We start from the raw sequence: 13518 nt of genomic DNA on the forward strand, positions 1-13518 counted from the left end.
GGTGCCCTGGGCTCTCAGCCGGCGGTGGCGCTGGAGCCGCTCGGCGACGGGCTCGGACGGGGTTTGCCCCAGTCCTGCGGCAGGACTTCGAGCTGGTCCCACGGGAACCCCTTGAGCACCTCGTAGGGCGGTACCCCCCGCATGGTCCGCTGCCAGAAGTCCGGGTCGTCCGCCACGGGCTGACCGATCTGGCCGCCGACGTTCACCGCCCCGGCCTGGTCGGTGACGATGAACCCGTACTGCTGGGCGGCGCGGGCGACCATCTCGCCCAGGGGCGTCAGGCCGAGCGAGTCGACGTCCACGTCCGCCGGCAGCCGCAGTCGGATGCCCTCCGGGAGGGCGTGCTCGGCGTCGTTGTGCCCGTCGCTGCGCTGCGCCGGCCAGCTCACGTCGTCCCACTTCGCGGGGGACACGATGGCGAGGCCGAGCGCGTGGTCGATGCGGCCGCGCCGCACGTCGTCGACCCACACCGTGCCGGCCGACATGGCCAGCCCACTGCCGCTGGCTCCGAACCCGTTGCGGAAGTAGCCCCGGCTCTTGGACACGTCGTCGATGCGTCCGCCCCAGCACGCGGCCCACCCCGTGTCGGTCTTCTTGACGCGCCACAGCTCCCACAACTGGTCGGTGCTGGGCGAGTAGATCGTGAGCTGCCCGTCGCTGCCGGGGGACGGGCGGGCGTCCGGGGGGATGGGCACGTCGGTGAACTGGCCGTCCTCGCCGAGCAGCCCGTCGGGGGTCCACGTCTTCTTCTGGCAGTTGTCCCACGTGACGTCCACCGTCGGCTGGCCGGCCGGGACGGTGTACCAGGAGGCCGTGAAGCGGTCCACGTTGAAGGCCGCCACGCCGCCCCAGTGCGCGTCGACCTGCTCGACCAGGCCCCGGACCATGGCTGCGGAGTCACGGTTGACGGGCGCGTCGGTCACCGGGGTGCGCCACACGCTGCGCGGACCGAACGGGTAGTCCGCCGCGACCTGCGGTGTCCCGGTCGGGGGCGCTCCCCCCTCGTCGCGGCTGCCGCGCTGCACCCAGGCGAGCACGGCCAGCACCAGCACCAGGGCCGCGGCGACGAGGACGAGCCATGCGCGTCGGCGTCGGTTCCACCGGGAGGCCGGACGCGGGGCGTCGGGCGCTTGGGCGTCCAGGGCGATCTCCTCGTCTCGGCGGCGGTGAGGGTCCCGGTGGCGGTCGGGCCCGCAGCGGTGGCCGGGTCCCGCCTCGGCACCGAGGGTCTCGTCGTCACGTGACGTGCCGACACTGGGCCGACCGGGCACCGGACGGACCAGCGAGCGCCAGTACACCACGCTCGGTGAAGGTCACCCGCTGGTCGAGGTGGGTGCCCCCGTCCGCGCCGGCTGCGGGCGCTGTGTCACGCAGGGTCGCGACAGCCGGTCCAGGGCCCTTCCGACCGGGTGAAGGCGCCGCCCGATCAGGCGCCGACCTCTTGCAGGGCAGCACGGGACGACCGATGCCTGGTGTGCGGTCCAGACGAACGGGACCGCGTCCCGCAGTCCCGTCGACGCTCCGAGGAGTCCCGATGACCCGCACGCCCCGCCGCCTGGCCGCGGCGATCGCCGCCACGGCCGTCCTGGCCGGAGGCGTCGTCACCGCGACGAGCGCGAGCGCCGCCGACGGCCGCGTCTCCCTCGGCCGTCGCGCGCTGTCGCCCAACGCTGCCCAGAACCTGCTCGCGGACTTCCGCGGTCCCGTGGGTACTCCGTTCGGCGCCACGAGCGCCTGGAAGCAGGACGTCACCGGCGCTCCGCTGCACCAGAACTCGGCGGCGATGGTGGCGAACGTGGCCGACCAGGCCGCGAAGTACTACGGCGGGGTCGCGGCGTTCAACGCCTACCGCTACAGCACGAGCGTCTACACGGTTCCCGCCGGAACCCCCAAGGTGGACGTCCGCTGGCACAACTGCCAGAAGAAGAACTACACCCCTGGCGGCCTGACGGGAGCGGGCGGGCAGTTCACCCAGGTCCCCATCCCGGCGGACGCCGTGCCGGCTCCCGGCACCGACGGCGAACTGACCGTCTACTCCCCCGGGACCGACCAGCTGTGGGAGTTCTGGCAGGCGAAGAAGGTGGACGGCACCTGGCAGGCGTGCTGGGGCGGACGCATCGACAAGGTCTCCAGCGACCCGGGCTACTTCTCGGGCGGCTTCGGCGCCAGTGCCAGCGGGATGGCCATCGTCGGCGGGACCATCGGCATCAAGGAGGCGCAGGCCGGCAGCATCGAGCACGCCCTCGCCCTGGCGATCCCCGCACCGGGCAACTGGAACGAGACCAGCTGGCCCGCTCAGCGCAGCGACGGGTACGACAAGTCCGCCGGACGCGTCCCCGAGGGCACGCGCCTGCGGTTGGACCCCAGCATCGACGTCGACAAGCTCAAGCTGACGCCGATCGCGAAGATGGTCGCCAAGGCCGCCCAGAAGTACGGGTTCATCGTCACCGACAAGGCCGGCTGCGTCGCCGTCACCGCCGAGAGCCCCGCCGCCACCATCGCCGCCACGGGGGTCGACCCGTGGAAGGCCCTGATGCAGGGGAAGCCGGACTACCTGATCATGAAGGACTTCCCCTGGGACAAGTTGCAGGCCCTGCCCAAGGACTACGGCAAGCCCGCCAACCCCAAGCGGTGACCGCGCCGGTCACCGACGATCTGTGACCCTCTGACGTACTCGCGGTAGCCTCCCGCTCGGAACGAAGCACGACCCCGAGCGGGAGGACCCCCGGTGAGCAGATCGTGGTGGCGCGAGTGGCTCGACCTGACCCGCAGCGACCTGCCCCTGAACCGGCCCTCCCGTGAGTCGATCGCCACGATGGCCATCTGGCGCTTCGGGCAGGTCCTGCACGACCGCCCCGGCGCGGCCGCCTTCGCCCTGCGCCGCGTGCACGGCGTGGTCGACCAGCTGTGGACGCGGAACACCATCGGGGCCGAACTGCCGCGCAGCGTCGTCGTCGGTCCCGGGATGAAGCTCCCCCACGCGGGACGGGGCGTCATCGTGCACCCCGACGCCCGCATCGGCGCGAACGTCACGCTCCACCACCGCGTGACGATCGGCGTGCGGAACAACGCGCGACCGCCCCACATCGGAGACGGCGTCTACCTCGGTGCCGGCGCTGCGGTCCTCGGCCCCGTCGACCTCGGGCCCGGCTGCAAGGTGGGGGCCAACGCGGTCGTCGTCAAGGACGTCGAGGCCGGGGCGACGGTCGTCGCCCCTCCGGTGCGGGTCCTGTCCGGGGCGCAGAGCACCCCCTCCCGACCCGCCTGACGACGCGCGCCCGGTCGGGCGTGACGACAGTCACTCGTTGTTGTTCACCCGTGAGCCGACTGTGTACCTTCTCAGCAGCCTCACGACAAGGAGAACCGGTGACCCGTCACGCCCAGCAGGTTAGGTACGACTGGGTCGACACCGCCCGCGGAGCGAGCATCCTGCTCGTCATCACCTACCACGCGGCACTCTTCGCCGCCTCGGTCGGCTTGGAGTCGAACGCCTGGAACGTCGTCAACGGCGCTACGCGGGTGATCCGGATGCCGCTCTTCTTCTTCATCAGCGGCCTCCTCGCGAGCAGCGCACTGGCCCGCCCCTGGATGCCGACCCTTCGGCGCAGGGTGGCAGGCAACCTGTACCTGTACGTCCTGTGGGCCACACTGGCGTTCGTCCTCTTCAGCCTCGTGCCCTACGAACGGCAGGGCGCCCCGCGGGGGGCCTGGCACTGGGTGGAGTCCACCTTCACCCAGCCGCAAAACGGCCTGTGGTACCTCCTGGCCCTGGCTCTCTTCACCCTGGCGGCAAAGGCGCTCAATCGGTTCTCGACCTTGGCGGTGCTCGTGCCGGCCGCGCTGTTGTCCGCGGTGGCCGGGACCGACCTGGTCCCCAGCAGCTTCGTGTGGAACAACTGCCTCGTCCTCTTCGTGTTCTTCCTGGCGGGCAGCAGGCTCAGGTCCCAGACGCTGGGCCGGATTCCCCGCCTTGGGCGACTCTCGATCGCCCTCCCCCTCGCTTCGGTGGTGGGTGTCGTCGCACTCGTCGCGGCAAAGCTCGACGTTCTGGACGTGGCCGGGGTTCGGTTCGCCCTGGGCGCAGCGGCAGTTCTTGCGGGACTGAGTTTCTCAGCGTCGATCGCTTCGAGCCGCTTCGGCCGGTTCCTCGCGACGGTGGGCCGCGACACGCTCGGTGTCTACGTAACCCACGAGATGTTGCTCGCGTTGTTGGTGCTCCCCATGGCGGGCCTCGCCAGCAGCCCTTGGGTCGACGCGGCTCGATGGTTCGCTCCTCCCGTCCTCGTGGTGGTGGGAACTGCCGCCGCCCTGGCCCTGCGCAAGCCGTTGTCCAAGGTGCCAGGTCTTCTGGCCGCGCCGACCTTCCTGACGGGACCTCAGCGTCCCGGCGGAGAGACGGTGGGACGGAAGACGGACCTGCAGCCGGTGCGTTGACGAGGACACCCGCCCCGAAGGCGAGCCGCCCGTCTCGGGTCGTCGATTGCGTGTGCACTGACCTCGACATCGTCTGCCAACACCTGACGACGGTGCCGGCTCTGGATTGATTGCAAGACCGCTGTCCCAGGGGCGGCTCCGGGCATGCTGGTGACGACGCCACGTTCGCAGGAACAGCCGAGACGATCGCGGTCGTCGGAGGTGCGCCACCACTCAGGTCGACCGGTGACGACCGGCATGAGAGCTCGCGTCCGGCACCGACGGCCACCGGGGCGAGCAGGTGGCCAGTCGCTGCGTCCATGGTCATCAGCAGTGCGCGGACGGGTCGGGACCGGACGGTGTGGCAGCCAGATCGGTCGCCACCGGGGACGTGTCGGGCAGTGGATTGTCGGCGGGGTACCCACGAAAGTTCTTGGGCAACAGTTCAAAGGCTGATGCCCCAGCACGGAAACGCGGGCCACCTCGTCCGTCGAGCTCTCGTCGTGCTGGACGGAGCGTTCCGGGTGAGGCTCAACCGTCTGCTCCCGTGGAGCACCCTTCGTCGACTCGGATGGCGTGAGGGGGCCTTGGAGACCCAACCCCCCTACCGCTTCAGCTGCGTCTGAACCGTGCTGGAAGGCGCCGGAGAAGCCTCGACGGCATCAGCGAAACGATCTCGCCGAGCACCCGCCGGCCGAATAAGGCGAGGCACCCAACGTAGAGCCCCGCCCCGACAGCCACTCGGACGAGCAGCCAGAAGACGTCTTGGCGCGGGACGTCCAACGCCCAGGGGATGGCCCAAGCGACTCCGCCCATGACGGCGCTTGCCGCCAGCGGCGGGACGATGTCGAGGAACACGCGTCGAGCTTTCAGCCCGATCGTGGAGCAGGCGATGTGAAAGCCCACGGGTTGCCACAACCAGAATTTCGCGAGCAGTGCGACTGCCACACCAAGAGCACCCCACCGCAACCCGATGACGATGGCGATGACCGTGAGGAGGGTGCTGACGAGCCCCACCCTGAACATCGTCTGGGTACGTCCTTGCGACTGGTAAAGCCAGCCCTCACTGTTGCTGAGGCACTGCGGGAGACCCGCGAGGCAGAGGACCTGGAGCAGCGGGATGGCGAGCAGCCACTGGTCACCCCACAGCAGGGGGACGAGACCGTCCGCGACGGCCGCCATGCCGACGAGAACAGGCATGATGACCGCCGTCATCACCAGGATGACCCGGCGGTAGGCGCCCTGCAGTCGTTCACGATCTCCCTGCATGGCTGCCAGCGCGGGGAACATCACTCGACCTAGCACCTGGCTGATCTGCTGCAAAGGCAGCAACATGAGGGTGTAGGCCCGGTTGTAGTACCCCAAAGCCGTGGCGCCCAAGAGACGTCCGATCAGCAAGTTGTCGCTGTTGCGACCGGCGTAGTTCACGACACTGAAGCCGAGCATGCCGCCGGAGAAGGACCACAGACGCCGAACCGATGGGCGCGAGATGAAGCCCCGCGGCCGCCACCTGACGAGAGTCCAGGTGATGATGGTCCCGGCCAGCCCCTGAACAGCGGGGCCCAGGACCAGGGCGAACGCCCCCATCCCCGACAGTGCGCCGATCAGCGTCGCCGCGTTCGCCAACACCGCGCACGACAGCTCGATCGCGGCGACCTTCTTGAACTGCATCGACCTCTGCAAGAGAGCCGCGTGGCTGACGTTGAGGGCCAGCGCGAACCCCAGCCCGGCCAGCGGGGTGATCCACGTGAGCCTGTCGTCGCCGTAGAAATCGGCGACGAAGGGGCCGAGCGCGGCGAGCACCCCGATGAACACCAGGCCACCGAGCGCGTTGAGCCAGAAGGCCGTGTCGTAGTCGGCCTGCCGTACCTCGCGCTGGTGGACGAGTGCGGCGCTGAGACCCATGTCGAAGAGCAGCACGGTGAAACCGGTGATCACGTAGACGCTCGCCAACAGGCCGAAGTCGGCCGGGGCGAGGATGCGTGCGAGCGCCAGCCCAGCAAGGAACTGCAGGGCCTGTGCGCCTGTCCTGCCCATGGCCGACCACCCAGCGCTGGCGACCACCGTCTTGCGCGATACAGCCACCGACTCGCGGCCGGCCTCCGCGATGGGTGGAGTGGAGACTCCGGCGTCGTCCAGTTCTCCTGCCGCCCCTCGGTGGTCAGGCACAGTCATCCGGACTCCCAATCGTCTGCCGAGCTCGTCAGGGCTCTACTTCGCGTGGTCGTGCTTGCGCAGGCGTCATCGGCTCGACGGCCGGACACGCAAGGTACCTTGCGCGTCTCGGAGCGTGACTCAGGAGCGTAGCCCCTCGCACGGGCGGCCCGCGACGACGAGCACTCGAAGGACGATCCTTCCCAACTAGAGTGACCGACATGATCGCGAGGCTCGAGGACCGCCCATGAGCGCTGGAGCCGTCGCCGGATCCTCCCGCCACCAACGCAGGAGCCAAGAGCCCCTGGCTGAGAAGCTTCTCGGGGGCCCCTCCGAGATCGACGGGGAGTCCTGGAAGCGCGCCTGGCTGCCCCTGTTGGCGGTGACGGCGGTCGCCGGCTTCCTGCGCTTCTTCCAGCTCGGGCGGCCGCACCAGCTCGTCTTCGACGAGACGTACTACGTCAAGCAGGCTTACTCCCTCCTGAAGTACGGCGTGGAGCTGCGCAACGACGGCAGCATCGCCAAGCCGGACGAGCTCTTCACGGCCGGGACGCCGGACGTCTTCGGGACCACGGGCGACTTCGTTGTCCACCCACCGGTCGGCAAGTGGATGATCGCCGTCGGCGAGTGGATCTTCGGGATCGACTCCTCGTTCGGCTGGCGCTTCTCAGCCGCCCTCGTCGGGACGCTGTCGATCCTCCTCATCGGCCGCATCGCTCGCCGCCTCTTCCGCTCGACCCTGCTCGGCGTCACGGCGGCCGTGCTCCTCACCTTCGAGGGGGAGCACTTCGTCGAGAGCCGCACCAGCCTGCTCGACATCTTCCTCATGTGGTGGGTGCTGGTCGCCTTCGCGCTCCTGCTGGTCGACCGCGACCACGCACGCGAGCGGCTGGCCCGCGCCGTGGCGGAGCACGGGGCCGACGGTCTGGGGCCACGGATCGGCTTCCGCGGGTACCGCCTCGCGGCCGGGGTGAGCCTCGGCCTGGCCTGCGGGGTCAAGTGGTCCGGCATCTACGTCCTGGCCGTCTTCGGGCTGATGACCGTCCTGTGGGACGCGGGCGCCCGGCGGGCCGTGGGCGTGCGGCCGTGGTTCGCGGCCGCGGTGTGGCGCGACGGCCTCGGCGCCTTCCTCGTGCTGGTGCCGGTGGCCGTCCTCACCTACCTCGCGGGGTGGATCGGCTGGTTCCGCAGCGACCTCGGCTGGGACCGCGACTGGGGGGCCACGCACCCCTCCCGCGGCATCGGCGCCGTCGTGCCCGACGCGCTGCGCAGCCTGTGGCACTACCACCAGCAGGCGTACACGTTCCACGTCGGCCTGGACAGCCCGCACCCCTACTCGGCGAACCCGTGGTCCTGGCTCGTGCAGGGCCGGCCGACGTCCTTCTTCTACGAGAGCAAGGCGAACGGCGTCGAGGGCTGCACCGTCGACAACTGCTCCAAGGCGATCACGAGCCTGGGCACCCCGGTCCTGTGGTGGGTGGGGCTCGTCGCCCTCGCCGTCCTGCTGTTCCGGTGGGCCTTCGCCCGCGACTGGCGTGCGGGCGCGATCCTCGCCGGGTACGCCGGGGCGTACCTGCCCTGGTTCCAGTACCAGCACCGGACGATCTTCACCTTCTACGCGGTCGTCTTCGTCCCGTTCGTCGTGCTGGCGGTGGTCTACCTCCTGGGGCTGGTCCTGGGACCCGATCCGAGCACGGCGGTGCTGCGCAAGGGCGTCAGCGTCGAGTCCGCCCTGCTGCGGCGCAGGGTGGGCGCCGCGGTCGCCGGCACGGTGGTGGTGCTGTGCGTGGCCTGCTTCGCGTTCTTCTGGCCGGTCTACACCGCCCAGGTCATCCCCTACGAGAGCTGGGCGCGACGGATGTGGTTGCCCAGCTGGATCTGACCGCCGTCGCGGCGCCCTCCGGAGGTGGTGCGGCCGCTCGTGCCAGGATCACCGCATGCAGCTGACGTACCTGGTCCTGGCCCACCAGAACCCGCAGCAGCTCTCGAGCCAGCTCGACCTCCTGCTCGACGGAGGCGCGCGAGCGGTCGTGCACGTGGACGCGAAGGTCGACGCCGCCCCCTTCCACGACGCGCTCCGGTCGCACGGACCCGCGGTCCGCGAGACCGGCCGACGCCACGAGGTGCGGTGGGGCGGGTTCGGCGTGGTCGCCGCCACGGTGACGGCTCTGCGGGACGCCCTGCAGCACGCGCCCGCCGACCACTACGTGCTGCTCAGCGGAGCGGACCTCCCCGTGCGCCCCCTCGCCGACCTCCGCGCCGAACTGCGACCGGGGCACGTGCGCATGAACAGCTGGCCCATGCCGGACGAGGCGCGCGGCAAACCGATGTCGCGGATCGACCGCTGGCACCACGCGCCGAAGGACCGTCACGACCCCTGGGCCTCACGGGTCGGCCGACTGCTGGCCCGGCTGCCCGCACGCAGCCTGGCTCCCCTCGGCGGCGCGGCTCCGCACGCGGGATCACAGTGGTGGACCATGCCCCACGAGTGCGCCCGTGACGTCGTCGAGTTCGTCGACTCCTCACCGCGGTTCGTCAAGTTCTTCCGGCACGTCCAGGTCCCGGACGAGATGTTCTTCCAGACAGTGGTCCACGCGCTGCCCAGGAGCTACGAGGTCCGCCCCAACCTCACGTACACGCGCTGGACGAGCTCGGACCGCCTCAGCCCCGACGTCCTGTCCAGGACCGACCTCCCGGCGGCGGCCTCGTCCGGCGCGTTCTTCGCCCGGAAGTTCGACCTGCGGCGCGATCCTGACGTCCTCGACGGAGTGCGCGAACTCCTGGCGGGGCGGGCCTGAACCGCACCTCACCGATCGCCCCGGTGACGGTGAGCGAACACCGACGGGGCCCGCCGGGAACTTCGGGCCAACCGGTCACGGAGCGCGACGAACACGGCTGACCCGAACGAGCGACACGGGTTCCCAGAACTTCGGCACCCGGTGGACGACTCCCGGTGACGACGTCGAGCAGCCCGCTGCACAGGGGTGAAACTCCGCCAGCCGAGTGAAGTCCGGTGCCGGGTGGGCCCGATCAGCAGGTGTCGATGAACACTCGCCACCTGGAGCCCACGTGAACCGCTCGCGCCTCGCGGCCGCCGTCCTGCTCGCCACCGCCCTCGTCGTTCCCAACGCCACCGTCGCCGTGGCCACCACCTCGGGGTCCACGGGTGTGGTCGCCCCGACCTCCGTGGAACCCGGGATGCCCAGCGGCGGCGTCTTCAGCGCGGGCACGGCGTGGAAGCTCGACGTGACCGGGGCACCCCTCGGCCCGAACAGTGCAGGGATGGTGCAGAACGTCGCAGCGCAGACCGCGCAGTTCTACGGCGGGGTGGCGGCGTTCAATGCCTACCAGTACAGCACCAGCTTCTACACCGTCCCCGCGACCCAGCCCCGCGTCGACGTCCAGTGGAACAACTGCCAGGGCAAGGCCTCCACGCCCCCGGGCCTCCTCGGCGAGGGTGGGCAGTTCTCGCAGGTCCCGATCCCGGCCGACGCGGTCCCGGCCAAGGGCAGCGACAGCCAGCTCACCGTCTACTCCCCCAGCACCGACCAGTTGTGGGAGTTCTGGGTCGCGAAGAAGGTCGACGGCACCTGGAGCGCGTGCTGGGGCGGCCGCATCGACGACGTGTCCAAGAGCCACGGGTACTTCCCGGCGAGTTTCGGAGCCAGCGCGAGCGGCCTCGCCGTCGCCGGCGGGACGATCGGCATCGCCGACATCGAGTCCGGCAGCATCGACCACGCGCTCGCCCTGCACCTGCCGGCGCCCGGCCAGTCCAGTGAGTTCAGCTACCCCGCCCAGCGCAGCGACGGCACCGACACCTCGGTCGACCGCGTCCCCGAGGGAACCCGCCTGCGTCTCGACCCCAGCATCGACGTGGATGCCCTGAAGATCCACCCCATCGCGAAGATGGTGGCCAAGGCCGCGCAGAAGTACGGGTTCATCGTCACCGACAAGGCCGGTTGCACCGCCGTCGTCGCCGAGAGCCCCGCAGCGGCCATCGCCGCCACGGGTGTCGACCCGTGGAAGGCGCTCATGGGCAGCACGCCGAGCTACAACATCATGAAGAACTTCCCCTGGGCGTCCTTGCAGGCGCTGCCCAAGGACTACGGCAAGCCCGACGTCCTCGAGGGCACCGACGGCGGGGTCTGGACCGACCACGACCCCGACGGCATGGACGTCAGCTACGTCTCCGACACGGCGTTCCGCACCGTCAAGAACGGGTGGGGACCCGTGGAGAAGGACCGCAGCAACGGTGACATCGCGGCCGGCGACGGCCGCCGGCTGAAGATCGGCGCGATCACGTACGCCAAGGGCCTCGGGGTCCACGCCGGCTCCGAGGTCGTCGTCCCGACGCACGGCGCCACCACCTTCACCGCCAAGGTCGGTGTCGACAGCGAGGTGGGCACCAGCGGCTCGGTCGTGTTCCAGGTGTGGAACGGCACCACGAAGCTGGCCGACAGCGGCGTCCTGCGGGGCGGGCAGGCGGCCAAGGCGTTGTCCGTCGACGTGCGCGGCGCCACCGAACTGCGCCTTGTCGTGACCAACGCCGGGAACGGCAACTCCGGCGACCACGCCGACTGGGCCGACGCCCGCCTGCTGCGACCCACGGGTACGAACCCGACCCCCACCCCGACCCCCACCCCGACCAGCCCGGCGGCGAGCACCGTCTTCGCCTCGGACACGGCGTACCGGGTGGTGCGCAACGGGTGGGGCCCCGCCGAAGCCGACCGCAGCAACGGTGAGCTCAGCGGCACCGACGGCGGGACGCTGACGGTGGCGGGGCAGGCGTTCGCCAAGGGCTTCGGGGTGCACGCCGACTCCGAGATCGTCGTGCCGACCGGGGGCGCGACGACGTTCGTCGCCGACGTCGGCATCGACGACGAGGTGCTGCCGAGGGGGACCGCCGCTTTCCAGGTGTGGAACGGCGACACCCTCCTGGCCGAGACCTCCGTGCTGCGGGCCGGATCGACCGCCCGGCGCCTGTCGGTCGACGTCTCAGGCGCCTCGGAGATCCGGCTGGTCGTGACCGACGGCGGCGACGGGACCCCCGGCGACCACGCCGACTGGGGTGACGCGCGTCTCCTCGGCGCTGCTGCCGCCTCGCCCACCACCGCACCCACCAGCACCGCCACCCCTGAGCCCACCACCGCAGCCAGCAGCACTCCCACCAGCACCCCCACCACCGCACCCGGCAACACCGCCACACCTGAGCCCACCACCGCACCCAGCACCGCCCCCACCAGCACCCCCACGAGCACTGCTCCGACCACGGCCCCCACGCCGAGCAGCGCACCGACCACGGCGCCGACGAGCCCGGCGCCGACAAGCCCGGCGCCGACGAGCCCCGCGCCCACGACGAGCCGGGCGGCGGTCCCCGTCTCCACCACGGCGTTCCGCACCGTGCGCAACGGGTGGGGGCCGGTGGAGAAGGACCGCAGCAACGGCGAGCTGAAGGCCGGCGACGGGCGGACGCTGAAGATCGGGGGCCGCTCCTACGCGACCGGGCTGGGGGTCCACGCGGCGTCCGAGGTCGTCGTCCCGGTCGCGGGCTTCTCGACCTTCTCGGCGGAGGTGGGCGTTGATTCCGAGGTCGGGGCCGGCGGCTCGGTCGTCTTCCAGGTCTGGAACGGCACCACGAAGCTCGCCGACAGCGGCGTGCTGCGCGGCGGGCAGGCGGCGAAGAGCCTGGTCGTGGACGTCACCGGCGCTTCCGAGATCCGGCTCGTGGTGACGAACGCGGGCGACACGACCACGGGTGACCACGCCGACTGGGCGGCGGCGTACCTGTCCTGACGCGACCCGGTCGTGACGCGGTGCGGCATGACGGGGTGGGGCTGCCGACGTGGTTCGTCGGCGGCCCCCTCTCACTCTCGGTCGCTGTTGATCTTCTGGGACCCACTGGATGTGACGGAAAGTCACAGAGGACCGCGCTCGGTTGCGATGGAACCTCGCCGCTCAGCGGATGTGGGTACTCTCTGCCTCGGTCCGACTACCCGAAGCGAGCCCGCCCGACCAGATGGAGCAGCATCCGTGGCCCAGGTGACCGACACCCCCGTGAGTCCGCTCAGCGCCCTCGCCCGCCGGTGGAAGCTCGCCGCCCTCTTGATCGTCGTCGGCGCCGGGGCCGGCGCCGGTTCCGCCTACCTCACGCCCACGACGTACACGGGAGAGGCCCGGGTGGCCGTCGGGAGCCAGAGCCTGGACGCCCGCATCGTGGCCGGGTACACGACGGCCTCGCAGCAGCTGGCCTCGGACATCTCGCGGTACGTGAACGACCGTCAGGCGCAGAGCGACCTGGCTCCCGTGCTGGGCGACCGGGCGAGCTCGGTCGACCGGATCTCGGCCTCCCCGATCGCCGGGTCGAGCGTCGTCATGGTCGAGGTCGACGCCAAGGACCGTGCGGCCGCCACCCAGGCCGCGGAGGCCGTCGCGCAGCAGCTGGTGGACCAGGTCAACGCGAGCTACACCAACCCGCAGGAGCTCCTGCAGCGCTACACGGACATCAGCGGGCAGGTGCAGGCGACCCAGCAGGCGGTCGTGGGGGCCCAGTCGGCCATCGCCGCGGCGCAGGCCGGGCGCGGCAACGCCGAGGCCCTCGCCGCAGCGCAGGCCACCCTGCAGCAGCAGTCGACCCAGCTCGACGTCCTCAAGGTCCAGCAGGAGGCGCTCGCCTCCCAGTACCGCAGCGCCACGACGCAGACGTCCGCCGTGGGCGGTCTCAGCATCGTCCGCCAGGCGGAGATCTCGCGGACCGACTTCTCGAGCACCCTGCAGCGCAACGGCTTGGCCGGAGCCGGCCTGGGGGGCGTGGTCGCGCTGGTCCTGGCGACGTTCCTGGAGCGCCGCAAGCTGCGGTCCCAGCAGCAGGCCGGCGGGGACTCCTCCATCGACCTCGACGACGACACGGCGCAGCAGCGCTCCCCGCTGTCGAACTCGCCGCACCGGGTCTGA

General features: G+C 71.0%; 9 protein-coding genes. 7 read left to right on the forward strand and 2 right to left on the reverse strand.

Annotation, left to right across the window (positions count from 1 at the left end; genetic code table 11):
* Positions 1-14 precede the first annotated feature (14 nt).
* A complete protein-coding gene (locus AB1207_RS14155) occupies positions 15-1301 on the reverse strand; it encodes a hypothetical protein (RefSeq protein ID WP_367639026.1) in 1287 nt (428 codons plus the stop codon).
* Between the two features lie 233 nt (positions 1302-1534).
* On the opposite strand from AB1207_RS14155, the gene AB1207_RS14160 reads away from it, so the two are divergent.
* From AB1207_RS14160 to AB1207_RS14170, 3 genes are all read left to right on the forward strand, one after another.
* On the forward strand, positions 1535-2635 hold the full coding sequence (locus tag AB1207_RS14160) for a DUF4124 domain-containing protein (protein ID WP_367639027.1): 1101 nt from the start codon (positions 1535-1537) through the stop codon (positions 2633-2635).
* A gap of 93 nt (positions 2636-2728) precedes the next feature.
* Positions 2729-3268 carry a serine acetyltransferase gene (locus tag AB1207_RS14165; RefSeq protein ID WP_367639028.1) on the forward strand — a complete coding sequence of 180 codons (540 nt, stop codon included), beginning with the start codon at positions 2729-2731 and terminating at the stop codon, positions 3266-3268.
* Positions 3269-3366: 98 nt separating this feature from the next.
* The gene (locus AB1207_RS14170; RefSeq protein ID WP_367639029.1) at positions 3367-4434 is read left to right on the forward strand and encodes an acyltransferase family protein; all 1068 of its coding nucleotides are present in this window, start codon (positions 3367-3369) and stop codon (positions 4432-4434) included.
* A gap of 591 nt (positions 4435-5025) precedes the next feature.
* Here the strand turns inward: AB1207_RS14170 and AB1207_RS14175 are convergent.
* Positions 5026-6588, reverse strand: coding sequence for an MOP flippase family protein (locus AB1207_RS14175; protein WP_367639030.1), 1563 nt, complete (start codon positions 6586-6588; stop codon positions 5026-5028).
* Positions 6589-6814: 226 nt separating this feature from the next.
* Between AB1207_RS14175 and AB1207_RS14180 the strand changes: the two genes are divergently transcribed.
* The 4 genes from AB1207_RS14180 to AB1207_RS14195 all read left to right on the forward strand — a co-directional run bounded on the left by AB1207_RS14180 (position 6815) and on the right by AB1207_RS14195 (position 13518).
* Positions 6815-8449 carry a dolichyl-phosphate-mannose--protein mannosyltransferase gene (locus AB1207_RS14180; RefSeq protein ID WP_367639031.1) on the forward strand — a complete coding sequence of 545 codons (1635 nt, stop codon included), beginning with the start codon at positions 6815-6817 and terminating at the stop codon, positions 8447-8449.
* Positions 8450-8504: 55 nt separating this feature from the next.
* On the forward strand, positions 8505-9365 hold the full coding sequence (locus AB1207_RS14185) for a beta-1,6-N-acetylglucosaminyltransferase (protein ID WP_367639032.1): 861 nt from the start codon (positions 8505-8507) through the stop codon (positions 9363-9365).
* A 271-nt stretch (positions 9366-9636) separates the two neighbouring features.
* Positions 9637-12360 carry an NPCBM/NEW2 domain-containing protein gene (locus AB1207_RS14190; RefSeq protein WP_367639033.1) on the forward strand — a complete coding sequence of 908 codons (2724 nt, stop codon included), beginning with the start codon at positions 9637-9639 and terminating at the stop codon, positions 12358-12360.
* 237 nt (positions 12361-12597) lie between these two features.
* Entirely contained in the window at positions 12598-13518 is a 921-nt protein-coding gene (locus AB1207_RS14195; protein WP_367639034.1) for a YveK family protein, read from the forward strand.

The sequence above is a fragment of the Kineococcus endophyticus genome (assembly GCF_040796495.1).
GTDB lineage: Bacteria > Actinomycetota > Actinomycetes > Actinomycetales > Kineococcaceae > Kineococcus > Kineococcus endophyticus.